The 24,229-nt window shown below is 36.8% G+C and carries 24 protein-coding genes; 10 read left to right on the top strand and 14 right to left on the bottom strand.

What is annotated here, in order from left to right:
• Nucleotides 1–8 precede the first annotated feature (8 nt).
• The 7 genes from D017_RS13410 to D017_RS13380 form a co-directional block, all read right to left on the bottom strand.
• A complete protein-coding gene (locus tag D017_RS13410) occupies nt 9–2,852 on the bottom strand; it encodes an Npt1/Npt2 family nucleotide transporter (protein WP_035337168.1) in 2,844 nt (947 codons plus the stop codon).
• A 24-nt stretch (nt 2,853–2,876) separates the two neighbouring features.
• Nucleotides 2,877–3,773 (bottom strand): serine hydrolase, encoded by an 897-nt coding sequence (locus tag D017_RS13405; protein WP_035337167.1) that lies wholly within the window; start codon nt 3,771–3,773, stop codon nt 2,877–2,879.
• A 297-nt stretch (nt 3,774–4,070) separates the two neighbouring features.
• Nucleotides 4,071–4,658: a hypothetical protein gene (locus D017_RS13400; protein WP_035337165.1), complete on the bottom strand. Its 588-nt coding sequence runs from the start codon at nt 4,656–4,658 to the stop codon at nt 4,071–4,073.
• 197 nt (nt 4,659–4,855) lie between these two features.
• Nucleotides 4,856–5,365 carry a hypothetical protein gene (locus tag D017_RS13395; RefSeq protein ID WP_035337164.1) on the bottom strand — a complete coding sequence of 170 codons (510 nt, stop codon included), beginning with the start codon at nt 5,363–5,365 and terminating at the stop codon, nt 4,856–4,858.
• A gap of 13 nt (nt 5,366–5,378) precedes the next feature.
• Nucleotides 5,379–7,070 (bottom strand): gamma-glutamyltransferase, encoded by a 1,692-nt coding sequence (ggt, locus tag D017_RS13390; protein ID WP_035337162.1) that lies wholly within the window; start codon nt 7,068–7,070, stop codon nt 5,379–5,381.
• 21 nt (nt 7,071–7,091) lie between these two features.
• Nucleotides 7,092–7,367 carry a hypothetical protein gene (locus D017_RS13385; protein ID WP_152023906.1) on the bottom strand — a complete coding sequence of 92 codons (276 nt, stop codon included), beginning with the start codon at nt 7,365–7,367 and terminating at the stop codon, nt 7,092–7,094.
• A gap of 79 nt (nt 7,368–7,446) precedes the next feature.
• Entirely contained in the window at nt 7,447–8,031 is a 585-nt protein-coding gene (locus D017_RS13380; protein WP_035337158.1) for an acyl carrier protein phosphodiesterase, read from the bottom strand.
• Nucleotides 8,032–8,198: 167 nt separating this feature from the next.
• On the opposite strand from D017_RS13380, the gene glmM reads away from it, so the two are divergent.
• From glmM to D017_RS13365, 3 genes are all read left to right on the top strand, one after another.
• A complete protein-coding gene (glmM, locus tag D017_RS13375) occupies nt 8,199–9,587 on the top strand; it encodes a phosphoglucosamine mutase (protein WP_035337156.1) in 1,389 nt (462 codons plus the stop codon).
• 106 nt (nt 9,588–9,693) lie between these two features.
• Nucleotides 9,694–10,002, top strand: a complete 309-nt coding sequence (locus D017_RS13370) for a hypothetical protein (RefSeq protein ID WP_152023905.1) — start codon at nt 9,694–9,696, stop codon at nt 10,000–10,002.
• Between the two features lie 90 nt (nt 10,003–10,092).
• A complete protein-coding gene (locus tag D017_RS13365) occupies nt 10,093–11,598 on the top strand; it encodes an aminotransferase class V-fold PLP-dependent enzyme (protein WP_035337152.1) in 1,506 nt (501 codons plus the stop codon).
• A 2-nt stretch (nt 11,599–11,600) separates the two neighbouring features.
• On the opposite strand, the gene D017_RS13360 is transcribed toward D017_RS13365, so the two are convergent.
• Nucleotides 11,601–12,512 carry a lysophospholipid acyltransferase family protein gene (locus D017_RS13360; RefSeq protein WP_035337150.1) on the bottom strand — a complete coding sequence of 304 codons (912 nt, stop codon included), beginning with the start codon at nt 12,510–12,512 and terminating at the stop codon, nt 11,601–11,603.
• Between the two features lie 64 nt (nt 12,513–12,576).
• Between D017_RS13360 and D017_RS13355 the strand changes: the two genes are divergently transcribed.
• From D017_RS13355 to D017_RS13345, 3 genes are all read left to right on the top strand, one after another.
• The gene (locus tag D017_RS13355; RefSeq protein WP_035324710.1) at nt 12,577–13,209 is read left to right on the top strand and encodes a rhomboid family intramembrane serine protease; all 633 of its coding nucleotides are present in this window, start codon (nt 12,577–12,579) and stop codon (nt 13,207–13,209) included.
• 52 nt (nt 13,210–13,261) lie between these two features.
• On the top strand, nt 13,262–13,948 hold the full coding sequence (locus D017_RS13350) for an SIMPL domain-containing protein (protein ID WP_035337148.1): 687 nt from the start codon (nt 13,262–13,264) through the stop codon (nt 13,946–13,948).
• Between the two features lie 62 nt (nt 13,949–14,010).
• Nucleotides 14,011–14,190, top strand: a complete 180-nt coding sequence (locus D017_RS13345; protein WP_035337147.1) for a hypothetical protein — start codon at nt 14,011–14,013, stop codon at nt 14,188–14,190.
• An 84-nt stretch (nt 14,191–14,274) separates the two neighbouring features.
• Here the strand turns inward: D017_RS13345 and rluF are convergent, their stop codons facing one another.
• On the bottom strand, nt 14,275–15,057 hold the full coding sequence (gene rluF, locus D017_RS13340; protein ID WP_035337144.1) for a 23S rRNA pseudouridine(2604) synthase RluF: 783 nt from the start codon (nt 15,055–15,057) through the stop codon (nt 14,275–14,277).
• Nucleotides 15,058–15,153: 96 nt separating this feature from the next.
• Nucleotides 15,154–15,348 carry a cold shock domain-containing protein gene (locus D017_RS13335; protein WP_013752291.1) on the bottom strand — a complete coding sequence of 65 codons (195 nt, stop codon included), beginning with the start codon at nt 15,346–15,348 and terminating at the stop codon, nt 15,154–15,156.
• 249 nt (nt 15,349–15,597) lie between these two features.
• On the opposite strand from D017_RS13335, the gene D017_RS13330 reads away from it, so the two are divergent.
• Nucleotides 15,598–15,837, top strand: coding sequence for a DUF1456 family protein (locus D017_RS13330; RefSeq protein WP_035337142.1), 240 nt, complete (start codon nt 15,598–15,600; stop codon nt 15,835–15,837).
• 266 nt (nt 15,838–16,103) lie between these two features.
• Nucleotides 16,104–16,856 carry a hypothetical protein gene (locus D017_RS13325; RefSeq protein WP_035337140.1) on the top strand — a complete coding sequence of 251 codons (753 nt, stop codon included), beginning with the start codon at nt 16,104–16,106 and terminating at the stop codon, nt 16,854–16,856.
• Nucleotides 16,857–16,858: 2 nt separating this feature from the next.
• Here D017_RS13325 and D017_RS13320 read toward each other — a convergent pair whose 3' ends face one another.
• From D017_RS13320 to D017_RS13305, 4 genes are read right to left on the bottom strand one after another with little or no spacing between them, the layout of a single operon-like run.
• A complete protein-coding gene (locus D017_RS13320; protein ID WP_035337138.1) occupies nt 16,859–18,034 on the bottom strand; it encodes a class I SAM-dependent methyltransferase in 1,176 nt (391 codons plus the stop codon).
• Nucleotides 18,034–19,131, bottom strand: a complete 1,098-nt coding sequence (locus tag D017_RS13315; protein WP_035338293.1) for an AI-2E family transporter — start codon at nt 19,129–19,131, stop codon at nt 18,034–18,036. Before D017_RS13315 ends, D017_RS13320 begins: the two co-directional genes overlap by 1 nt.
• Before the next feature lie 22 nt (nt 19,132–19,153).
• A complete protein-coding gene (locus D017_RS13310) occupies nt 19,154–19,651 on the bottom strand; it encodes a TrmH family RNA methyltransferase (protein ID WP_035337137.1) in 498 nt (165 codons plus the stop codon).
• An 18-nt stretch (nt 19,652–19,669) separates the two neighbouring features.
• Nucleotides 19,670–20,317 (bottom strand): DUF4159 domain-containing protein, encoded by a 648-nt coding sequence (locus tag D017_RS13305; protein WP_035337135.1) that lies wholly within the window; start codon nt 20,315–20,317, stop codon nt 19,670–19,672.
• Nucleotides 20,318–20,555: 238 nt separating this feature from the next.
• Here D017_RS13305 and D017_RS13300 point away from each other — a divergent pair, with 238 nt between their 5' ends.
• Both D017_RS13300 and D017_RS13295 read left to right on the top strand, forming a co-directional pair.
• The gene (locus tag D017_RS13300; protein ID WP_035337133.1) at nt 20,556–21,875 is read left to right on the top strand and encodes a pitrilysin family protein; all 1,320 of its coding nucleotides are present in this window, start codon (nt 20,556–20,558) and stop codon (nt 21,873–21,875) included.
• Nucleotides 21,875–23,944: a pitrilysin family protein gene (locus tag D017_RS13295; protein WP_035337131.1), complete on the top strand. Its 2,070-nt coding sequence runs from the start codon at nt 21,875–21,877 to the stop codon at nt 23,942–23,944. The genes D017_RS13300 and D017_RS13295 overlap by 1 nt, the downstream gene beginning before the upstream one ends.
• Nucleotides 23,945–24,229: the final 285 nt, after the last annotated feature.

Below are 24,229 nucleotides of genomic sequence, written 5' to 3'. Positions count from 1 at the left end.
AAGGCGTTTTACTTTTGTTGCTGTTTTACCAGTTGTAGACTTGTAGATACACGCGTAGCAAGTTTTGCAATGTTTGTGTTTTTATGCTTTGTAAAAGATTGAGTAATGGCAATATACTTTGTGTCTTCTAGTATCTCAATAAGGTGGAGCATAGCGATGTTCATCTGTCTGCTGCGATTACGTATAAGGCTTCGCACTGCATCAAATTCTGTTTGTTCTACCATTTCTTGAGAATGTAGATTATCAACATCTGTGTCAATAATATGTACTTCGAGCAATGGCAGGATCTTATTTTTAAGTTTGATATGTAAGAGGTTGTCTAAAAACTCTATGGCGTTGATTCTCGCTGTATCATCTTTACTTTTAATACCCAAAAACGCAGCACTTATATCTTCTTGATTGTAACGTATACTTAATAGTGTAAAGATGCTATGTAGACTTTGATCTACTTGTTCTCTTAAAATGAGAACTATGGCTTCACGGGCGAGTAAAACATCTGTTTCTTTAGCTTCCTCTGGTGAGTCTGCTGGCGGATTGTTTACAAGTTTTGTGAAGGTAGCAAGGGCGTTAAGCGTGCTTTGGTAGTAGTTGCTCTCTAGTAATATGTATCTAGAGATTTTGCGCTTATCAATAGTAAGCGACGGGTTTTTACTACTTAGTTTTAGTAATGACTTTGAGGCATTTTTACGTACGATGAGGTTGTTACTACCTAAAAATTTGAATAAGATTCTTACTGCATTTTGAGAGTTAAATGTTGCTATAACCTTAGGTAGATTTCTTTTTATGTCTAGACTAAAAGCATCTTCATTTTCTAGCCTGAGAAGTGTTTTAGTAATCTCTGGCCCATATTGAGTAAGGCTCTTTATGGCTGCTTTACGTAGTTTTTTATTTTCTAGAAACTGGAGAAGATTCCCTACAAAGAGTGGGTCTGTGGTAATGCCTGCAGCTTCAATAGCTTTCTTTGCTACCTTTTTATTTTTATTGCTAAAATGAATAGAGATAAAGTAGTAAAACTCGTTAAGTCCAGAGTAGGCAATGCTAAGAAGCAGGTCAGAAGTTTCGGCAACATTTTCTAGACCTTCAGGTGTGCCTAGTCGTTCTATTTGAGTCGCGATACGGTCTCTTAAATTAAACTGCTTTCCAAGATTTGTATTGAGGCGTGCATCTTGTGCCAGGCATAACAGGGCGGCATTTGCAATGGGCTTTTCTGGATGATCTAGATAGGTTGTAAATAATTCTTGATCGTCTATTTTGGTGTGATGTAGTAAATACTGTAATGTGGCTATTATGAGTGCGCTGTCGCTAGTATGAAGGAGGGCTTTGATTTTATGTAATGCAGTACCTTCTTTATAATAATACAACTCCTCAATAGCCGCTATTTTTATAGCATTAGAAGGATGGTCTAAAAGTGCTACTATTTGCTTTTTTAAGGGATTAAGCCGAGCCGATGATAATCTAGATAATAGAGTGAGAATCTCGCTTTCTTCACCATTTTGTAAAATATGTCTTGCAGTAGCGATGGTGCGTTCTTTTCTGAAGTTTCGTTTGGACTCATCTTTATTGAGCAGTAAACTCTTGAGGTTGGACCTAAACGAATCAAAGTAGGCATCTCTTAGCTTGTAGATTAACAAGAGCCATATAAACAAGAAAAAGATAGTAAGAATGGTCACAAACTTGGTGTCTAGTTCCATACCCTTGATTACAAAAATGAGCAGAAATCCAGCAATACCTGTGGCTACACTATCTACCACAATATCTATAAATGATTTTGCTTGATTTTTTATAGCATACGGTATGGGTAAAATAGAAAGCTCTGCAGCTGCTTTATTTATAGACTGCTTAAAACTACCGTCTAGCCCTTTTATAATAATAAGTACCCAAAGCTCAGGAACCGTAAGAAATAGGAGGGAGCCTAAGGCAATACCTAGTGGTAGTATAAGCATTGTTGAGGTTACGCCTAGATAGCTTAAGACTCTATTGGTAACAAAAAGCTGTATGAGTAAAGCCACCACATTAAAGGAAGAAAACCAGAATCCTAAAAAAGAAGCAAGCTCATCTGAGTCTGGAATGGCCTTGTGCGCAAAATCACTGAATTGAAAATCTACCAGCTTTGCCACCAGCACACTTATCCCGATAATAGATGCCAAATACAGTAAATGCTTAGATTTTAAGATGATTTGAAAAGCATTACGATCTGGGTTAGACACTTGGTGTATCTCTTTCTTTCTCGTGTACATAGAAAGCGTGCGTAACCTTAAATTCCAAATACGGTAGAGTATAGGCACACAGCATAAAATGAGAATCCCAGCAATAAGAATAGACGTTTTATTCCCAAAAGCCGCCGAAATTAAGGTTGTTAAGTACCCACCAAAAATTCCACCAGCAATAGCGCCAGAGCCTATAAAACCAAAGAGTCTCTTTGCCTCTCTGGCATTATAAACCATATTTGCCAGTATCCAGAATTGTGAGGTAACCACCACGGCAAACAAGGATATGAGAACGTAGTAATAGTAAAGTAGCCAGACCTCAAGAAATTTATAATGCAAGGCGACAGAAAGCAACATAAAAAAGAAGCCAAAAGCGCATAAGGTTATCGTAGCGACCTTTTTAAAAGAATATCGTTTTAGAGCTTTGTTGTAAAAGTAAGAACTTAAAATAGCCACAGCCGCAACAAGTAGATACCCGTAAGGCAATCGCTCCGCACCAAGAGCAGATAGAAATAATGCGTTTACAGTGGGCTTTACAATAAGTAGCACTGTAATCACCAGAAAGATGTACAGCTGCATAAAAAAAGAGATGGTGATCTCACCATCTCTTATATCAAAGGCTTTCTTGTAAAGACTTTTAAGCATTCATTGCGTTTATAATGAGGTTTCCTAGTTATAGGCTAAAGCTCGTGATTTTTTCATTGCTTTTTCTAAAGGAATTACTAAATCTCTTACAATTTGCTCACCCTGTGCATCTTCTATAAGAGCCACTAGTATATACTTGCGCTCAGGTCCCCATACCAATACAGAGTCAGAGTGCCAATTCTTCCAAGATCCAGACTTCCTGTAGATATCTGCCTTAGGAGCAATTTTATCTAGCGTGTTTACAAATTTGTGGTGTAGCGCCGGGTCTTTCATAATATCCAGCATCTCTTCAGACTTTTCTGTACTTACAAGATTACCCATTGCAAGCTGGTAGTAAAAACTACATACCTGTCTAGCTGTAGCCGCGTGACTTAATCCCTTCATAGGGTCTGGGTTACGTTTTCCGCCAGCGGCATATCTCTTGCCTACCCATAAACCACCACCTACTTCTTCATCATACAGTTTGAGCTGGTCACTGCGCAGTACTTGTTCTATTTTATCGTAGCCCACACGGTCTATCATACGAGTAGAGGCAGCGTTATTAGACTTACTTATCATAAGTCGCATATCCTTACGTATTTCTCTAGAGTCTTGTAGTTCGCCATTTTCTATAGCATCCATCGCGGCAAGAAGTATGGCAATCTTAGGTAAACTTGCGGCATACATCATAAACTCATCATTGATACCAGCATACTCTATATTCTCTAAGTTGGACATATCTACAACGCCTATAGACATTCTATTAGACTTTACTAGATTTTTCCATTTTGAGTTTTTATTAATCTCTTGTATTAAAAGCTCTCTCAATATAGGACTCGTATGAGTCTCAAGAGGCTCTACAGAGTCCATCTGTATAGGAAGCTCCTGAGCACTAAGTACAGAAGACATTATAACGCACACTATAAGCGTGATATATTTCATAAAATTCTATGTATTTATAGTTCAAACTAAGTATACAAAAAGGCTGCCAAAGATAGCTAGTATTACTGTTAATTCCATCCCAAACTGTTAATGTTTACAGCGCTTAATTCTTAAGACTAGTAACGGGAATTATATGGGTTTGTTGTAGATGGTATTTGATAAACTACGCTTTCGCGAAAATGTGAGACCAGGAAGATTATATAGTGAAAATTTTTAATCGAAATGGGCTTAGAACCTTGTGTTGAATGTTGTCGAAATAGCTGTGATTTTGATTCAACACTTTATTACTAACTGGTACTATTTCATTATTTCAGTCAGATAAACAATCCCGAAAATCCAACCAACATAGAGCAGCGTATAAGTCAGCGAGTAAATTGCTGAAATTCCCATATTTCCTTTTGTTTCTTTTGATTTATTAAAAACAAATTTTAATGCTCTAAAAAAAATCCAATATAGCATTGCCAAAATTATAAATAAGGAAAACCAAAAAACGACTTCGAAAACTACTAGTAAAATTACAAACAAAATTGACATCGCAATCCACAACAGAATTGATAAAATAAGTCCTCCGATTCCATCTTCCACTGACGGTAATTCCATTGTTGGCCCTAGGTCGTTATGGGGAATGAAATTTCCATTTTTAAATTTTTTAAAACTTCTAAATTTTGGAAAATTATCAATTAGTCCGATTCCAGTGTAAAGTCCATAAGTCATAAACAGAAATAGAGCTGCAGCTATAATTCCAAGTGACAAATAAAGATTGTAAGTCAGGCTCCGATGGTAATTTACTCCAGTAAGATAGACAGTCAGAATTGTAGTTCCTATTACAAGTAATGAAACTATAAAAACAGATTTTCCTTTCAGATATGGTCGTTTGACTTTCAATTAAGAGTGTTTTTAGACTATTGGTGGCAAGATCTTAGAAGCTGTCGAGACTGATCGTGCGCCTATGTTTTTGTTTTTTAATTGATGTTTTAATTTACACTTAGTTGTATTAGATAATGCTTTCGCGAAAGCGGAATTGCTATTTTGGATAAACGATAAAATTTTTAATTCTAAATAAATAGCAACACTTTATTGCTTTATAAATTGCGTTTCAATTTTTTGAAACAATAGTCATTTTTGAATAGTTTGGAAATTGATCTAATTAGTTTTTTAGATTGCTTTTTACTCTTAATAGGAATAAATATATCATAAAATTCTTTCGACTCTTTATACAATATCAGATTCAAAATCATTTTTGAATCATTCCAGTTGAATGTATCAAATGACCTTATATTTTCGTAGGTGTTATTTTCAATATTTAAGTATAAGTTTTCTAAATATTGCTCTGATTCTAATAGATAGATAAGTTTTGAATTCTTAATTGAATCTGTCTTTATATCGCCACATTGTTCCATTGTTAAGTCCTCAACTTCCCAATCTTCAGTATAAATTCCAATAGAAAAATCTTCAGTTGGAATTATCAAATTCATACATAAAGTACGTTTAGAACTTTTTATTTCAATAAGAATATCTTCATAATTAACAACTTTCTGAGCAGAGGCAGAAGCTGCTATGACAAGAAATAAGATATTGCAAACAAACTTCATATTTAAATACCCCCTAAAACCCTACTGCAGTATCATCACCACGTCTATCTGCGCCGCCTTCTAGAGTACCATTAGGGAGGACTAAAATACCGTCTACTTTACCTATTACGGGAGAGCGTTCCTCGTTGGTTTCATAACCCTTTTCTTGTAGTCCGTTTATGATGGCTGGATCAAAGCTGTTAGGTTCAAATAATACCACATCTGGTAACCACTGATGGTGAAAACGTGGTGCGTTTACCGCCTCCTGCATTGTCATCCCAAACTCGTGTACATTAAGCACCGTTTGTAACACAGAGGTAATAATGGTAGATCCTCCAGGCGTACCTACGGTCATCCAGAACTCGCCATCTTTTTCTACTAGGGTAGGAGTCATACTAGACAGCATACGCTTGCCTGGCTCAATTTTATTTGCCTCGGCGCCTATAAGGCCAAACATATTAGGCACTCCTGGTTTACTAGAGAAGTCATCCATCTCATTGTTTAAAAAGAAGCCTATATCACTCGCATATAACTTAGATCCATAAGCACCATTAAGCGTGGTTGTTACTGCAATGGCATTACCATATTGGTCTACCGCGCTGTAGTGCGTTGTTTCCATACTCTCATAACCTGGCAAGGCACCGTGTGTCATATCGCTAGACTTTGTAGCGGTGTCCCAAGAGAAGGTTTCCATTCTGTTTTTTGCATACACATCAGAGATGAGTGTATCTATAGGGATGTTTACAAAATCTGGGTCTCCTAGGTAAAAACTTCTATCTGCATACGCGCGACGCTCTGCCTCTGTAAGTAGTTGTATACTCTCCACGCTGTTGTGATCATATTGTGAGATGTCATACGGTTCTATCATCTGCATAATTTGTGATAAACAAACTCCACCAGAACTAGGCGGACTCATAGAGATCATTTTTAAGTTATCATACTCAAAGGTTACCGGTGTGCGCCACTTTGCTTCGTATGCTGCAAGATCTTCCATTGTGATAATCCCACCTTTAGATTGTAAGAAGTCTACCAGTTTTTGGCCCGTCTCACCTTTGTAAAACTCGTCTTTACCATTTGCTACGATGCGCTCTAGTGTTTGTGCGAGGGCTTCGTTTTTAAGGGTGTCCGCTTTCGCGAAAGCGTTTACATAAATAATACTATCTCCGTTAAGCTCTTTAAATTTATCTTGTAAAGCGCCAAACCTTCCTGCTTGGTTTTCTGTAATCACATACCCATTGCGAGCAAGGTCAATTACGGGCTTGAGAATGGTCTCCATAGGTAGTGAGCCAAACTTCTCGTGCACGGCAAACATACCTGCAAGTCCACCTGGCACGCCCACAGCAAGACTTCCCTCTGTGCTTAAACCTGGTATCACATTACCGTCTTCATCTAGGTACATATCACTTGTAGCCGCACCGGGTGCCATCTCGCGATAGTCTAGCGCTCCTATATCACCATCTTTAGTACGGTATACTAGAAAACCACCACCACCTAGACTGCCGGCAAACGGGTATGTCACATTGAGCGCCATATCTGTAGCAATCATTGCGTCAAAAACGTTACCACCTTTCTTCATAATCTCAACGCCTATGCGTGAAGCCTCTTCTCTCGCCGAAACAACCATAGCTTCCTGAGCAATAAGTCCCTGTACGGGCGCAGGAGCAGGCGCTTCTGTCTTACAGTTTATAAATAATAGGGGAATGCAGAGTAAGAGTAAATACTTCATAGGTTGGATTTGTAATGGATATTAAAATTTAATTTGTCCTGGTAGATATTTATAAATACCTCTGTCAAATGAACCCCAATAATAGAGTGTACCTGAAAACCAAAAGACAGTAATTTCATCGTTTATTTCAAATGGTTTTGAATTGCTACTTGCGTATTTCAGCTTTCTTAATTCAGATGTATTATCATTAATAGACACATAAGGATATGGTAACAATGTATAATCATTTCTCATAGGCCCTTTCTCATTTCTATACTCAACAACTTTTGCGGTTAAGGGCTTGCTTGCATTGCGCATTTTTAAAAATGTGACTTTAGAGTTCCACAGGATTAAATATAACAGAATCAGTATGAATAACAATCCCCAAATCATAAACTTAAAGCTCTTCTAGTTTTAATGCAACAAAGGCTTGTAATTCTTTAAAGAACCGTGTGAACTCATCTTCAAAGGCTTCATAATGTTCGGCAAGGTCTTCTATGGCTTTATCCATCGCTACGCGGCGTTTTGTGCGTATGTTCATATTGTAAAGCACAGTGCCTATGCCTTCCATAGTTGCATAGCTGAGGAGCCAGTTTTGCTCCATCATAGGGATCATCATTTTCTGTATGCGACCCGTGAGCAAGTGGTGATGGTCCTGTAGTAGCTGGTAAAAGTTAACTATGTACACATCTAGCGCTGTATCGTGATAGTTGTTCCAGTTTTTGGCTAGAAAGTGATCATAAATAATATCTACTATCACACCAGAGTAGTGACCATACTTTGCGTGCAGGCGTTTTGTACTCTGCTTTACAATAGGGTGACTATCTGTGTAGCTATCTATCCAGCGATGCACGAGTATACCTCGCTGTATATCATCACTATACTTGAGGTACTTTTTACCTTTTATACCATCTGCCATAAAGTTGCCTATAGTTTCCATAGGTAAGCCATCGGTAAGGTAAATGTGTGCGAGAAAATTCATAGTGGTGAAGTTAATAGGAAAAATTAACCTGTTCAAAGATTTTATGAGGCATTGTGAAGCAATGCATTCTTGTTAGGCTGGTACGTATGTGTTTTAGTACTTTTGTTTAACAATCAAAAAAACGAAGATTAATTACGCTTTCGCGAAAGCGTACTCAAAATTTACATATGACATTAATAAAATCTATATCAGGAATACGTGGTACCATAGGAGGTCGCACGGGTGAAAACCTTACACCAGTAGATGCAGTAAAATTTGCTGCAGCATACGGTGCGTGGCTCAAAAATGATCGTAATAAAGAAACCTACAGAGTAGTAGTAGGGCGTGATGCACGTATATCTGGATCTATGATACAAGAGCTTGTGATGAACACGCTCGTGGGTATGGGAATCCATATTATAGACCTTGGCCTCTCTACCACACCTACGGTAGAAGTTGCCGTACCTATGGAACACGCAGATGGTGGTATCATACTCACTGCCTCGCATAACCCAAAACAATGGAACGCGCTTAAACTATTAAACAGTAAGGGTGAGTTTCTTAATGGAGTAGAAGGGGAGAAAATTTTAAATTATGCAGATAATGAAGATTTTACCTTTGCAGAGGTAGATGATCTGGGTAAAATCACAAAAAATGATGCCTACATAGATTTGCATATAGAAGAGGTAAAAAACCTTGAGCTTGTAGATGTAAACGCTATTAAGGATGCTAAGTTCAAAGTAGTGGTAGATGGTGTAAACTCTACGGGAGGTATTGCCATACCAAGATTACTAGAAGAGCTAGGCGTAGAGGCAGTAAAATTATACTGTACTCCTAACGGGGAGTTTCCTCACAATCCAGAACCCCTTAAGGAGCACCTAGGTGACATCTGTAAGATGGTGGTAGATGAGAATGCAGATTTTGGTATCGTAGTAGATCCAGATGTAGACCGTCTTGCTTTTATAGATGATAAGGGTGAAATGTTTGGAGAAGAGTATACCCTCGTTGCTTGTGCAGATTATGTACTAGGAGAGACTAAGGGTAATACGGTGTCAAACTTATCTTCATCACGTGCGCTACGTGATATCACAAGAAAACACGGCGGAGAATACTTTGCAAGTGCGGTAGGAGAGGTAAACGTAGTACAAACTATGAAGGACCAAAACGCTGTAATAGGCGGAGAAGGAAATGGTGGAATTATCTACCCAGCATCGCACTACGGTCGTGATAGCCTGGTAGGTACGGCGCTTTTCCTTACACACCTTGCAAAGCTTAAAATCTCTGTGAGCGAACTCAAAGCTAGTTATCCTCCATACTTTATGAGTAAGCAAAAGATCCAGCTCACACCAGGTCTTGACGTAGATGCATTACTAGAAAAGATGGCTGCCAAATATGCAAATGAAGACGTGTCTACGGTAGATGGTGTAAAAGTAGATTTTGAAAATCACTGGGTACACTTACGTAAGTCTAATACAGAACCTATTATACGTATTTACACAGAGGCAAGCACACAAGCCGAAGCAGACCAAGTTGCAAATGATATGATTGCTACTATAAAGGAAGTTGCAGGAATATAATCATTGACAGTAGTAAAATCCTGAAATCAATTTTGTTTTATTTTAAATCCACATTATAATGATTAATTATCGCATAATATTTTCTCTTGTTTTTTTACTCTGTTCTATGAATGTCTTTTCACAAAACAATCTTTCTAATAAAAAAGAAAGTAGACAAGCCATTAGGCTTATGAGTAAGGAGGACTTGTCAAAATTTAAAATAGATACTGAGGAATCTGAAAACGAAGTATTAGATTTTAAATTACGAGTAGACAAGCGTCCATCAATTCTTATAAAAGGTAATAAAATCGATGGAAGAGGTTTGTCTCTAATTCAAAAAACATCTCGTGGATCACAGGTCATCGTATATGATATAAGACGAAAAAATGTCGACTCATTAAAAGTTGGAACTTATGAATTTGTTGTAAGAGATTAAAATTTATGTTTATACAATTTTAAAAAGGAGCGCCACGGCGCTCCTTTTTTGTAGACTTTTTTAATAAATTTACATCCTAAAGTTTTGATTATGAATACATTAAAGTCTACTAAGCCTAGCGGTAAACTAGAGAATTACTTTTCACGCTTTCGCGAAAACATCATTGGTATTAACCAAAGTTTTCAATCTCCATACGGAACAAAGCAGCTTTTATACACAGACTGGACCGCCTCAGGAAGGTTATATGGTCCCATAGAGGAGAAGATGTTGCGCGACTTTGGTCCCTACGTAGCAAATACCCATACAGAGACGACCGTCTCAGGTACTGCTATGACAATGAGCTATCATAAAGCAAAGCACATCATAAAAGAGCACGTAAATGCAGATGAGAATGATGTACTCATAGTGGGTGGTAATGGTATGACAGGTATGATCAATAAATTTCAGCGCATACTTGGACTAAAAGTGCCAGAAAACATAAAGAAATTTACAGAAGTACCTGCAGAGATAAAACCTATTGTTTTTGTAACACATATGGAGCATCACAGTAATCAAACTACGTGGCTAGAGACCACGGCAACAGTAGTGGTCGTGCCTGCAAAAGAAGATGGACGCTTTTGTATACAGATGTTTGAACAAGAACTACTCAAATATGAAGATCACCCTTTTAAAATAGCATCTATTACTGCTTGTAGTAATGTAACAGGTATACAGACACCATATCACGATGTGGCGAGACTTATGCACGCTCACGGTGGTTTATGTTTTGTAGACTTTGCGTGTAGTGCGCCTTATGTGCATATTGATATGCATCCAGAGAATAAAGAAGAGCGCCTAGACGCTATTTTCTTCTCTCCACACAAGTTTTTAGGAGGTCCAGGCTCTTCTGGAGTTTTAATCTTTAATAAAGATTTATATAAAAACGTGGTACCAGATAACCCAGGAGGAGGCACCGTATCGTGGACAAACCCTTGGGGTGAGCATAAGTATATAGATAATATAGAAGAGCGTGAAGATGGGGGTACTCCGGGTTTCTTGCAAACCATACGTACAGCCTTATCAATTAAAGTAAAAGAAGAGATGGGTGTAGATAATATACTCGCTCGTGAGCACGAACTTATAGACATCATTTGGAATGAGCTAGAAACGGTAGAAAACGTAAAAATTCTTGCAGGTGATCATAAGGATAGACTAGGTGTTATTTCTTTTTATATAGAAGAGTTGCACTTTAATCTAGCAGTCAAATTACTCAATGACCGTTTTGGGATACAAACTAGGGGCGGTTGTAGCTGCGCAGGAACTTATGGGCATTATTTACTCAATGTAGATCAAAAAACATCAAACTCGCTCGCTTGTGAGATAGATGCGGGTAACTTAATACAAAAGCCAGGATGGATACGTATGTCGATTCACCCTACCATCACAAATGAGGAAATAGCTTATGTATGCGCGTGTATAAAAGAACTAGCCTTACACCATAAAGACTGGTCTCAAGATTATATATACCAACCTTACTCAAATGAGTACTTACATAAAGACGATAAGGCAACCTCTTTGAGTCGTAGTACTGCTATAGACTCTTGGTTTGAATTTTAATACTATTTCTTAGACTTATTTATCTCAGAAAGGACTTCCTCCTTTTTGCCTAAAAGTTTAAAACGTTTATGAGTCCAGAGGTAATACTCTGGATTTTTACGTATTTGAGCTTCTAGGGCGGCGGCATAATTTGTCATAATCTCGCCATCTTCGGTTTGAGAACCATCTGGTGTAATGAGTTGGAAAGATCCTTTGTAGTAGCCACGTTTTATCTTTTCTGTACCGTAATAAAATACGGGTAGTTTAAACTCTTTTGCAATACGTTCTACCCCAGTAAAGAAAGGTAACTCGTGACCTAAAAATTGTGTCCAGTAGCGAGCACGGTGAAATCTAGGCGATTGGTCTGCTACAAAGCCGTAACAACCTGTTTTATTCTCACTCTCATTTTTTCTTATAAAGCGCATTGTATCCTTAGAATCTATAAGATAGGTGTTCCATCTACTACGTATCTTGCGTATGAGGTTATCAAACTGTTTGTGTTTTATCTTTTTATAAACTCCGTAGCCCGGATTTTCCATAGATAGTTGTAGTGCAAATATCCACTCATAACTTGCGTAGTGTCCCATCATAAGGAGTGAGCTTTGTCCTTCCTTATCATATTTTGTAATGAGTTCCTTGTTAGAAAATTGGTAACGTTCAAGAAGATCCTCCTTTTTTATATTCATAGATTTTATCATCTCTAGAAACATATCACAGAGATGGCTATAAAATTTACGTTCTATGGTATGGAGTTCTTCTTCAGATTTTTCTGGGAAGGTAGTCTTTAGGTTATATCTCACTACTTTCTTACGATAGCCTATAACTTTATAAATAACGAAATAACAGAAATCTGAAAGCAGATAAAGCCCTTTAAAAGGGAGTATGGAGATGAGCCATAATAGCGGATAAAACAACCAGAAAACAATAGCTTTCATTCAGATATAGTTAAGATATTAATCTCACAAATATAGCTATCTTTACAAGTAAAACTTAGTATTTATGGCGGATTTACATCCAGTTACAATTGCAATTATCTTAGCAAATGTCCTATTCTCTATGAGTGGTTTTAAAAACTACTCAATGTTTGAGAAATATAAATTTAACGTAGGAGCTATACGTAGAGGAGAGCAAGTACGTATGGTATCTTCTGCCTTTTTACACGCAAACACGCAGCACTTATTATTTAATATGCTCACGCTATATTTCTTTGCAAATGCTGTTATCTACACTATAGGCGTACCTAGATTTTTACTTGTGTATGTTTCTAGTTTACTATTAGGAAATTTACTTTCTTATTTTCTACATAAAGATGAGTATCACTACTCTGCAGTAGGAGCTAGTGGCGCAGTAATGGGGGTAGTGTATGCTGGGATACTTCTCAATCCAAGGTTAGAAATTTACTTTATGCCAGGTTGGGTATTTGGGGTGGGGTATATGATTTACTCTATTTATGGTATGGTGAAGCGTAATGATAATATAGGGCACGATGCCCATTTTGGGGGAGCTATTGCTGGATATGTAATTGCAATTATCTCTGCGCCTATACTTCTAGAAGAGCGACTTTTAATAGTTATTGCCCTAGCTTTACCTATTATTGCTTTCTTTATTCTTTTTAAATTAGGAAAGATTTAAGGAAACCTCTTTTATTGTTTTTTATATTGAGAGAAACAAAAAACCAATAATTATGAAATATATAACCGCATTAATTCTATTAATCACAATGTCTATATCTGCTCAAAACAACACAATGCAACCCCTAGTAAACGTTACCGGTGAAGGAATTGTTAAGGTAGTGCCAGACGGTGTAAACATACGCGTGCGCGTAGAAAATCAAGGAAAGGAAGCAAAACAAGTAAAAGCAGAAAACGATCAAGCTATAGATAATGTTATAAAGTTCTTACGTAGTCAAGGTATAGATAGTAAGTATGTACAAACAGAATACATAAACCTTAATAAAAACTATGATTATAACAGTAAGACCTACAACTATAATGCAAACCAAACACTTACCATAAAACTCAAGGAGTTAAAGATGTATGAAGGTGTAATGGCAGGACTTCTTAATTCTGGTATTAATCGTATAGATAACGTACAGTTTACCTCTTCACAGATGGATGCTCTCAAGGCAGATGCTCGTGTGAAAGCAATCAAAAATGCCAAAGATAAGGCCACTGCATATGCTGGTGCTTTAGGTCAAACTATAGGTAAAGCAGTACAAATAAGTGAGCAAGGTAGTGCTTCACCACAACCACCTATGTACAAGGCTAGAATGATGTCTATGGAGATGGATAACGCCGCAGGAGGGGAGACCATCGCTCCAGGAGAGCTTACAATCACTACAAAAATCTCTGTAAGTTTTGAATTAAAATAAGCTTAACTAAGATTAACGACTTGTTAACCATTCTTATAGCTTTCTCAAAGTATCTTTAAGTTATGAAAAGGAAAGAAAAAGAAACCAACAAATCTGAGCGCGAAAAAGAGATCGATGCACGCATCGTAAGAGATGATCCGCAACCCATTTCTATAGGTAACGGAGTGCATAGAGATCCGTCTAAACTTGCGATAAAAGAAGCAAAAGACGAAGCGCTCCAGAGAGCAAAGAAAGAAAATTAAGTTGTATTACAACAAAGGCAAAGAATATTATTCTTTGCCTTTTTACTTTTACGATAACGCTTTCGCGAAAGCATCATTTACAAATTATCTGTTTCTAGAACTTCTTAGATTCTTAAATTTAGGTTCTGGATTTTTTTCGGCATGAGTTTTAGCAGAGTCTGCTACGAGTCTATGTATTTCGGCCATTTCCTCGTCAGTGATATAGCGCCATTTTCCTTCTTCTACATCTAAGGATATATTCATTATTCTATTTCGCTTTAAGCGAGTAACTTCATAATCTAGTGCTTCACACATTCTACGTATTTGCCTGTTAAGACCTTGTGTGAGTATAATTTTAAAAGAAAATCTACTTAACTGCTCCACATGACAAGTGCGGGTTACCGTGTCTAGTATAGGTACACCGTTGCCCATTTGCTGTATAAACGAGGGTGTGATAGGCTTATCTACCCACACTTCATATTCCTTCTCGTGGTTATTGCGAGCGCGCAATATTTTATTTACAATATCGCCATCATCAGTAAGAAATATAAGCCCCTCAGAAGGTTTGTCTAGTCTACCTATTGGAAAAATGCGACTAGGGTAATTAATATAATCAATAATATTATCTTTCTCTACACGTGTATCAGTTGTGCAAACAATACCCACAGGCTTATTAAACGCTATGTAAACGGGTTTTTCTGTGGTGGCAGAGATAAGTTGGCCATTTACACGCACTTCGTCACCTTGAGTGATTTTTGTACCCATTTCTGGGATTTTGCCATTTATGGTCACACGTCCTTGCTCAATTAATTTATCGGCAGCGCGGCGGGAGCAGTAACCTACTTCACTTAGATATTTATTTATGCGGGTTTGTTTTCTTTCTTCCATAGAGCTACAAAAGTACTATATAATTGAACAAAAAAAATGCCAGTCGTGAGACTGGCATTGCAAGTTCATAAAAGTGAACTAAAAAGTTATATGTGCTTAGTCAATTACTCTGACGTTTACTGCATTTAATCCTTTTTTACCTTCTTTTAATTCAAACTCAACAGCGTCACCTTCTCTTACCTCGTCGATAAGTCCTGTTACGTGTACGAAGTGCTCTTGGTTTGCTTCTTCTTCATTGATAAATCCAAAACCTTTAGTGTCGTTGAAGAATTTTACTGTTCCTTTGTGCATTATAATAATTTAAATATGTTAAGTTACAAATTTACAGTTATTTAATGCAGAAACTATTAATTGTGGCTAATTGTTTTAAAATTGTTTTTCGTACGCTTTCGCGAAAGCCAGAACTCATCTAATCCCTATCATATAGACGATTAACAAGCTAAAATTTAATCGTAAAAGCAGCTTTTTATCCAAATTAGGTCACATAGATCATAAAGATTGTCTGCCTAATCTCGTAACTTGCGCTCAAAACCGACAAGCATGGCTCTTACAAACAATGATATCTTTAAAAAATTACGTGTAGCGCTTCAATTGCGCGATGATGAAATAATTGAGATATGTAAGCTCGTAGAATTCCAAGTTTCTAAGAGCGAATTAGGAGCTATTTTTAGAAAACCAGATCACCCGAAGTACATGGAATGTGGTGACCAGTTTTTACGTAATTTTTTAAACGGTCTAGTGATACACAAGCGTGGACCGATGCCTCCTAAGAAGAAGTAATCATTCTTCATTACTTCTTTTTAAACGTTTACCTATCATAGCTGTAGCATTTGTCTAGGGTGTTTTGATAAGTTCCTAGAGCATTATTTGAGAATGTTAAGTGCTATAGTAAAGCAGCATAAATTTGTTTTTTTACCAAATGCTCTAAAATTTAAAAAGCATTAATAGCTACAAGGTTGTAGAACAACGAATTATATAGTCGATCGTCGAAATTTTAACATTAACCACATTGCAATGACTAACTTGGCCCTATAATGAGTTAGTTTATGCGTTTACTGTTTTATATTGCTTTTTGCCTTTTAGGTAATACGGTACTTTCACAAGTTGGTATAGGTACCGCAAACCCTCAAAATGATTTACACGTTAATGGTGGTTTGCGCATAGATGATAGCCCGTTGGGATCAGATGATGATGCTAGGAGTAGATTACTAGCTAGAGATGCAAACGGAGATATCGTAACTGTACAATCAAGTCAGATAGTTGAGAGTGTTGCAGTCCCTCAACTTGCTTATCAAGCAAAATTTGGAGTTACCACTTCCAGTATTTTTGAAACATGTTTTCCATGTAATACAGGTGACAGTCGTAGGATAGAATTTGTTGATCCAGAAGTAAGCATCAATAACACTTCACTAGTAACTTTAATAGATCCAAGTGCAACAAACGGCGATGAATATTTTCAAATAGAAGCCGACGGATTCTATAGATTTGAGATTAACACTAACATTACTTTAAGTGGCTCGACAGACTTTTTAATAAATTTACAGCTTGATAACGATAAAGTGACACTAACTGATGAAACAGATAGTTTTAGAGTATTTGGGGGAATACCCAGAGGAAATGTTTTTTCTCCTCTTTCTTTACCTATTTATGCTACAGACGTGAGATTTTACAACGCTGGTGATCATATTACTTTAAGTCTATTTATGGCCTATGTAAGCACATCAGGGGGGCGAGAGGTTTCTAGTTTAAAACCTATAGGTACTTCTTATATAGGTCAAGTGATCATAACAAAATACTAGAATTAAATTTTACTTGTTTTTATAACAACGAGCTCACTGTTTTCAAGCGTTGTAAAAAATAAGTAAACCTCACCTCCATCTTTAATCTTAAGCTTCTTGCGTATATCTTCTACCTTCATAGGAAAATTACGGGTGGTGATATTTGCCTTATTGATTTGTAACTCTTTTGCTACTTTCTTTGAGTAGGGTAGTACCTCTAAAATTTCAAAGCGTCTTCCAGCAAATTCTTTTAACTCTGCCGATGTGTAGAGGTGTGAGTGTTCATGTAGTTTATCTACCTTAAAATGATCACAAACCCAATGAAAAGCTCCGCTTTTCATAAGTGCAGCATTAGGCTCATACAAATATGTTTGAGGTGCTGCATATGTGGGAGTAGATTCAAAAATTGCGGTATAATCAAATTCAAGTAGAGGATCTTCTGAGTCTAAGTTAACAACGGTAACTTGAGGAATACTCATTTTTTTAGACGATAGCTTCCACAGTAATTCTTTTACCTCGTTTTTAAGTGCAACGATATGAATTTCGGCAACATGTTGTAGTTCTTCTAGCCCCGCCGAAATATCTAGTAAGGGCGCCGTTTTAATCCATAAGCTATCACACTTAGAGAGTAATAGATTTTTGTACAAAGGAACATTAGGTAGGCAATCTTTGAGCATAAATACCTTTCCTTTTGCGTCTGTACGTCTTCCAGGATCTAAAAAAAGGGTGTCAAATTTCTGCTCAGTATTAGAAAAGAATTCTATGGAATCACCTACTATAAAATCAATATTATTTTGTTGAAGTGTAATCGCATTTCTTTTCGCGAAAGCGGAAAGTTCGCCGTTCATTTCTATGTGCGTTACCTGCTTTGAAATTTGAGCAAAGTAAAATGCATCTATACCAAACCCTCCAGTACCATCTACAATATGGTCACCTATCATAAGACTCGATTTGTAGCGAGCTGTAGCTTGTGATGACGTTTGTTCTAGGTTGAGTTTAGGTGGGAATAAAATACCATCTGTCTCATGCCACAGCGGTAATTTTCCCTTTGCTTTACGTTTACCTTCTAGCTGTTGCGCTAGTTCTTGAACGCTTATTTCTTTAAACGGACTACCCTTGAGAATGAATGAGTGAAGTGGTGTTTGTTCATGAAGCTGTAAATAATCACGCACTTCAGGATCTAAAAGCATGGTGTTCATTACAAGTCTTGTGTAAGTTTTTGAACAATTTTATACTCACTTAAAAATTCCTTAGAAATCACTTTAAGTGCAGTGTATACAGGTACGGCAAGAATCATCCCAAATACCCCAAACAATAATCCTGCAATGATGATAGCAAGAAATATTTCTAATGGATGTGATTTTACACTATTGCCAAAAACAAAAGGTTGTATGATAAAGTTATCTACCATTTGTGCAGCTCCATAGCATAAGAAAATCCAAAATAACTTGGGTAATATGACAGTTCTAAAATCCATATTGATATTGCTAGATGTCACAAGTAATAGCATCACACCACCACCTACCAGCGGACCGATATAAGGAACTAGGTTCAAAACCGCACAAAATAGCGCGATTGCAAGTGCATTGTCTATCCCAAAGGAAAGCAAGATAATCCCATAGAGCACAAACATGGTAAACACCTGTATAATTAGGCCGATGAAATAGCGAGAAAGTAAGTATTTAATCTTTTCAAAAACACGTAAAAACTTGCCTTCATTACCTCTTCTAGCAAAAACTAACAGGCTGTTTACTAAGAGTCTATTGTCTTTTAAGAAAAAGAAAGTGATAAAAATTATGGCAAAAATTCCTATTCCAGCAGCTCCTAGGTTTCCGATAATACTGTTTAAAAATGTTGGGATAATCCCAAAATCAAAATTCTTGACAAAGTCGGCTTCTTGTACGCCTTGTATGATGGTCATTTTATTAATACCAAAATAAGCTGCAATCTCTCCATATAGTCTGTTGATATTGACCTTTACATCATCAAAATTAATCTGACTAAGATGCTGACTTTGATCAATCACCACAGGTATAAACAAGGCTAGTACGCCCATGATAATCGTGAGAAGTAACAAAATGGTGACTACAGATGCCCAAGTGGGACTAAACTTAAGTGAGTAGCGCAAGAACTTTACAATAGGTCTTCCTACTAATGATAATACAGCAGCTACGGCGAGATAGACAATAACACTTTGAATGGTGTATAATAACCATAATACCATAAGAACGCCTACCACAACGCCTATTGCTCTTAGTATACCTATGCTTATTATTTTTGCTTTGAGTGGTTTCATTTGCGAGTGCAAGATACTATAATTATGACCTTGTAAGTTCATAAAGCGCGATTCCTGTAGCTTGAGCCACATTCATACTGCTGTTAATTCCATACATCTCAATATGAGTTGTAATATTACATTGTTCAAGAGTATCAGCAGTAATTCCTGTACTTTCTGCACCTATAACAAGAACGACTTTATCTAGCCTAGCACTATCTATTGTGCTCAGTGCTATACTATTTGATGTGATTTCTAAGGCAATACTAGTAAAGGAAAGGTCATGTAGCTCTTGCAATGTATTTTTTATAGTATCGCTTGCGCGAAAAGGTACTGTCTTTTCTGTGTTTCTAGCTGTTTTACGTAAACGACTACTTCCTGTATCTGGCTGATTGCCACAGAAAATAATTTCCTTTACACCAAAGGCATCTGCAAGTCTAAAAATACTTCCAGCATTTGCAGGGCTTGTTATATGCTCACAAACAAGAATAATCTCTTTATTGTGAGTAGATGGTTTGTGATGATTATGGGCGAGTTGCACGGTCTGGTGAATTAAATATTAGTTCTCAAAAGCATATTTAACAATATTAGCACCCATTTGTAGTGCTTTCTCGCGTACGCTTTCTGGATCTCCATGTACTTCTGGATCTTCCCAGCCGTCACCTAGGTCTGACTCTGTAGTAAAAAGCACTACAAGTCTATCCTCATAAAAAAGTCCTAGCGCTTGTGGCCTTTTGCCATCATGCTCATGGATTTTAGGTAATCCTTTGGGAAATCTATATGCGCTAGAAAATACAGGATGAGTAGCGGCAAGTTCTGAAAGATCTTGCTCTGGAAAGATCTTTTTAAGTTCCTTAGGCAAGTACTCAGCCATTCCGTAATTATCATCTATGTGTAAGAAACCACCACTTATAAGATAATTGCGTAGGTTTTCTACATCATTGTCAGTAAAAAGAACATTACCATGTCCTGTCATATGCAATAGCGGGTATTGAAAGATGTCTGTGCTTCCTGCATCTACAGACACAGGATTTACATTCATCTTCGTATTGATGTTTTTATTGCAATAGGTAATGAGATTAGGTAGTGCTGTTGGATTGCTATACCAGTCTCCGCCACCTCTATATTTGAGCACTGCTAAATCTTGCGCTTTCGCGAAAGCGAACATAAATAACGTGATAACAAGTGCGAGAATACTACGCTTCATAGATTTTTTGATAAAAAATAAAAATAGTGAATCCCTATATGATGGAAGTCCTAATTAACAAGAAAGTTGTACCAGAAAACTAAAGTGCTGAAGATTAGGTGTTATGATTCTGAATTGTAAGAATATATGTACAAGTAGCTTGTGTTTAATTAAGCGAGTATTTAAATTTACTCATGTAAAGTTGTAACAATTTTATCTTGCTGCGACTTACTTACTAACAATAACTTTAAAATCTAATATGAAAAAGAAAATGTATGCTTTAGCAGCTCTTTTGTTAAGTGGCGTTGCCCTTAATGCTCAAGAGGTTAGCTTTGAAGAGTATGATCTTGACAATGGAATGCACGTTATTCTTCACCAGGATAACAGTGCTCCAGTAGTAACAACATCTGTAATGTATCATGTGGGTGCAAAAGATGAAGATCCAAGTAAAACTGGTTTTGCTCACTTTTTTGAACACTTATTATTTGAGGGTACAGAAAATATTGAGCGTGGTGAGTGGTTTAAGGTCGTTTCTTCAAATGGAGGACAAAACAATGCAAACACGACACAAGATAGAACGTATTATTACGAAGTGTTTCCTTCTAACAACCTAGAATTAGGTCTATGGATGGAATCTGAACGTTTATTGCACCCAATCATCAATCAAATAGGCGTAGATACTCAAAAAGAAGTAGTGCAAGAAGAAAAACGTTTACGAGTGGATAATCAGCCATACGGACGTTTTCAAGAAGTTATAGGGAAGTTGCTTTTTAAGAAGCACCCTTACAGATGGACTACAATAGGATCTCTTGATCACCTTGCTAGTGCAACACTAGAAGATTTTCAAAAATTCAGCGATACCTATTATGTTCCAAATAACGCAGTCTTAGTTGTAGCTGGAGATATTGATGTTGCAGAAACTAAAGACATGATTAATAAATACTTTGCACCTATCCCTAGAGGTAAAGATATCGCACGTAGCACTTTTAAGGAAGATCCTGTGGTTCCTGTAAGAGAGAAGTTTTATGATCCTAATATTCAGATCCCTGCAATATTCATGGCATATAGAACACCTGCTCAAACAGAAAAAGATGCTTATGTATTAGATATGGTATCTTCTGTATTAAGTGATGGGAAGAGTTCAAGGCTTTACAAGAAACTAGTAGACGATCAGAAGAAAGCATTACAAGTATTTGCTTTTAGTGGTGCGCAAGAGGATTACGGATCTTACTTAATAGGTGCATTACCACTAGGTGATAACTCTCTAGATGATTTAATAACAGAAATGGATGAGGAGATAGTAAAACTTCAAACTACATTAATATCTGAAAGAGATTACCAAAAACTTCAAAATAAATTTGAAAACCGTTTTGTAAACTCTAACAGCAGTGTAGAGGGTATTGCAAACTCGCTTGCTCGTAACTACATGTTATATGATGATACTAATCTTATTAATACAGAGATTGATATCTACAGATCTATAACAAGAGAGGATATTAAAGCAGCTGCTATAAAGTACCTCAAAGAAAATGAGCGTGTAATATTAGAGTACTTACCAGAATCTCAAAAAGAAAATTAATGAAAAAGCATATTATATTAGGTGCACTATTAATGCTAGCAACTGCTGGTTATGCACAAGTAGACAGAAGCATACAACCTAAACCAGGCCCAGCTCCTGAGATTAATCTTAAAGACCCAGCATCTTTTAAGCTCAAGAATGGTCTTAAAGTAATGGTTGTTGAAAATAAAAAATTACCTAGAGTATCTATTCAGCTCACGATGAATAATCCTCTTATTGTAGAAGGAGATAAGGCAGGCGTTGCTTCCCTTACCTCGTCTATGTTAGGTAAAGGTTCTAAAAACATTGAAAAGGATGTTTATGAGGAAGAGGTAGATTACTTAGGGGCAAACATAGGTTTTGGTTCTCAAAGTGCATTTGCTAGCGGATTATCAAAATATTTTGAGCGTCTTATAGAACTTACAGCAGATGCTGGTATCAATCCTAACTTTACACAAGTAGAGTTTGACAAGGAAAAGGAGCGTCTTATCGAAGGTTTAAAATCTAATGAGAAGAGTGTAAGTGCCATTGCAGGTCGTGTACAAAGCGTTCTTGCTTATGGAGCAGATCACCCGTATGGAGAATTTACTACGGAGGAGACGGTAAATAATGTAACTCTAGAAGATGTAAAGCAGTTTCACTCAGATTACTTCAGACCTAATAATGGATATTTAATCATTATAGGTGATGTGGATTATGATAATGTAAAGAAGATTGTAACTAAGAACTTTAAGAACTGGAAAAAAGGGAACATTCCTGAAACTCCATTCTCAGAGAAAGATAATGCATCAACTACAGAAATCAATTTCATTAACATGGATAACGCTGTACAGTCAGAAATTGCCGTGCAGAATACGGTAGAATTAAAAATGACTGATGCAGATTATTTTCCTGCCTTAATTGCAAACAACATCTTAGGTGGTGGTGGAGAAGCTCGTCTTTTTAACAACCTACGTGAAGATAAAGGATACACATACGGTTCTTATTCTAGAATAGGATCAAACGAGAAGACGGTAACACGTTTTAGTGCTACAGCTAGTGTACGTAATGTAGTTACAGATAGCTCTGTAGTAGAGATTGTAAAAGAGATTAACCGCATGGGATCTGAGCCAGTATCTGCCGAAGAGCTTGCAAATGCTAAGGCAAAGTATACAGGTAGTTTTGTACTAGCTTTAGAGCGACCACAGACTATTGCAAATTATGCCTACAATATTGAGAGCAAAGGACTCCCAAAGGATTTCTATAAGAATTACCTTTCTAACATTGATAAAGTTTCTCAACAAGACGTGCAGAATGCTGCAAGCAAATTATTTAAAGGAGACAAAGCTCGAATCGTAGTTACTGGAAAAGGAAGCGAGGTAATTGATAATCTTAATAAGGTTGTTATTAACGGTAAGGCTGTACCAGTAAAGTATTTTGATGTGTATGGTAAAGCAATTGCAAAGCCAGAATTTAAGAAAGAGCTTCCAGCAGACTTAACTGTAAATAAAGTGCTTGAATCTTACATTGCTGCTATAGGTGGTAAGGATAAGGTTGCCGCAGTAAACTCTGTGTTTATTAAGGCGCAAGGGACAGTACAAGGTATGACTCTAGATTTTGAACTTAAAAAGACGACTAAAGAGCAATTTGTACAAAACATCATGATGGGAGGTAACTCTCTCTCTAAACAAGTTCTTGATGGTGATAGCGCTTATATGGTAGCACAAGGGCAACGCAAAGACCTAGAGGGTGATGATATTGCAAAAGTTAAAGCAGAATCTTCTCCTTTTCCAGAAGTAAACTGGTTAAGTGGTGGAGCTACTCTAGAAGGTATGGAGAAAGTAGATGGTGAAGATGCTTATGTTGTAAAAGTTGATGGAGGTAAAATGGCTTATTACAGTGCAAAGACTGGACTTAAACTTCAAGAAGTTTCTGTACAAGAGGCACAAGGTCAAACGTTCAAGACTACCATCGTTTATAGCAAGTATCAAGATGTAGGAGGAATCATGTTTCCATTTACATTGAGCCAGTCTTTAGGGCCACAGGCTATAGAATTTAATGTTACAGAGATCAAAGTAAATGAAGGAGTTTCAGATGCCGATTTTGAGTAATCATTAATCATATAATTTTTAAAAGGTCAGCAGTAGCTGGCCTTTTTTTATGCTTATATTTTTCCTTACAGATAGTTCTAAATTTCTTATTGCTCCATTACTTCTTAGAATTTTTAAAAAAAAGCTAGAAGTGTATAGTTTTACGCTTTCGCGAAAGCGTAATAATAACCCTGTAAAGAAGAGAAATTATAAAATTAATGATGTATTAATTGGCTATTTGTTAATGAGGTGAACTCATGACCGAGTGTAATTATGAGATTCTGAAATTTGACAACGCTATATACT

The organism is Dokdonia sp. PRO95 (assembly GCF_000355805.1).
In the GTDB taxonomy this organism is placed as follows: Bacteria; Bacteroidota; Bacteroidia; order Flavobacteriales; family Flavobacteriaceae; genus Dokdonia.
This window is presented reverse-complemented; position numbering and strand designations above follow the sequence as displayed.

What these genes read in the sequence shown, in the direction of transcription:
- D017_RS13410 (WP_035337168.1), bottom strand. Translation starts at nt 2,852, where the DNA reads ATGCTTAAAAGTCTTTACAAGAAAGCCTTTGATATAAGAGATGGTGAG.
- D017_RS13405 (WP_035337167.1), bottom strand. Translation starts at nt 3,773, where the DNA reads ATGAAATATATCACGCTTATAGTGTGCGTTATAATGTCTTCTGTACTT.
- D017_RS13395 (WP_035337164.1), bottom strand. Translation starts at nt 5,365, where the DNA reads ATGAAGTTTGTTTGCAATATCTTATTTCTTGTCATAGCAGCTTCTGCC.
- ggt (WP_035337162.1), bottom strand. Translation starts at nt 7,070, where the DNA reads ATGAAGTATTTACTCTTACTCTGCATTCCCCTATTATTTATAAACTGT.
- D017_RS13385 (WP_152023906.1), bottom strand. Translation starts at nt 7,367, where the DNA reads ATGCGCAATGCAAGCAAGCCCTTAACCGCAAAAGTTGTTGAGTATAGA.
- D017_RS13380 (WP_035337158.1), bottom strand. Translation starts at nt 8,031, where the DNA reads ATGAATTTTCTCGCACACATTTACCTTACCGATGGCTTACCTATGGAA.
- glmM (WP_035337156.1), top strand. Translation starts at nt 8,199, where the DNA reads ATGACATTAATAAAATCTATATCAGGAATACGTGGTACCATAGGAGGT.
- D017_RS13370 (WP_152023905.1), top strand. Translation starts at nt 9,694, where the DNA reads ATGAATGTCTTTTCACAAAACAATCTTTCTAATAAAAAAGAAAGTAGA.
- D017_RS13365 (WP_035337152.1), top strand. Translation starts at nt 10,093, where the DNA reads ATGAATACATTAAAGTCTACTAAGCCTAGCGGTAAACTAGAGAATTAC.
- D017_RS13360 (WP_035337150.1), bottom strand. Translation starts at nt 12,512, where the DNA reads ATGAAAGCTATTGTTTTCTGGTTGTTTTATCCGCTATTATGGCTCATC.
- D017_RS13355 (WP_035324710.1), top strand. Translation starts at nt 12,577, where the DNA reads ATGGCGGATTTACATCCAGTTACAATTGCAATTATCTTAGCAAATGTC.
- D017_RS13350 (WP_035337148.1), top strand. Translation starts at nt 13,262, where the DNA reads ATGAAATATATAACCGCATTAATTCTATTAATCACAATGTCTATATCT.
- D017_RS13345 (WP_035337147.1), top strand. Translation starts at nt 14,011, where the DNA reads ATGAAAAGGAAAGAAAAAGAAACCAACAAATCTGAGCGCGAAAAAGAG.
- rluF (WP_035337144.1), bottom strand. Translation starts at nt 15,057, where the DNA reads ATGGAAGAAAGAAAACAAACCCGCATAAATAAATATCTAAGTGAAGTA.
- D017_RS13335 (WP_013752291.1), bottom strand. Translation starts at nt 15,348, where the DNA reads ATGCACAAAGGAACAGTAAAATTCTTCAACGACACTAAAGGTTTTGGA.
- D017_RS13330 (WP_035337142.1), top strand. Translation starts at nt 15,598, where the DNA reads ATGGCTCTTACAAACAATGATATCTTTAAAAAATTACGTGTAGCGCTT.
- D017_RS13325 (WP_035337140.1), top strand. Translation starts at nt 16,104, where the DNA reads ATGCGTTTACTGTTTTATATTGCTTTTTGCCTTTTAGGTAATACGGTA.
- D017_RS13320 (WP_035337138.1), bottom strand. Translation starts at nt 18,034, where the DNA reads ATGAACACCATGCTTTTAGATCCTGAAGTGCGTGATTATTTACAGCTT.
- D017_RS13315 (WP_035338293.1), bottom strand. Translation starts at nt 19,131, where the DNA reads ATGAAACCACTCAAAGCAAAAATAATAAGCATAGGTATACTAAGAGCA.
- D017_RS13305 (WP_035337135.1), bottom strand. Translation starts at nt 20,317, where the DNA reads ATGAAGCGTAGTATTCTCGCACTTGTTATCACGTTATTTATGTTCGCT.
- D017_RS13300 (WP_035337133.1), top strand. Translation starts at nt 20,556, where the DNA reads ATGAAAAAGAAAATGTATGCTTTAGCAGCTCTTTTGTTAAGTGGCGTT.
- D017_RS13295 (WP_035337131.1), top strand. Translation starts at nt 21,875, where the DNA reads ATGAAAAAGCATATTATATTAGGTGCACTATTAATGCTAGCAACTGCT.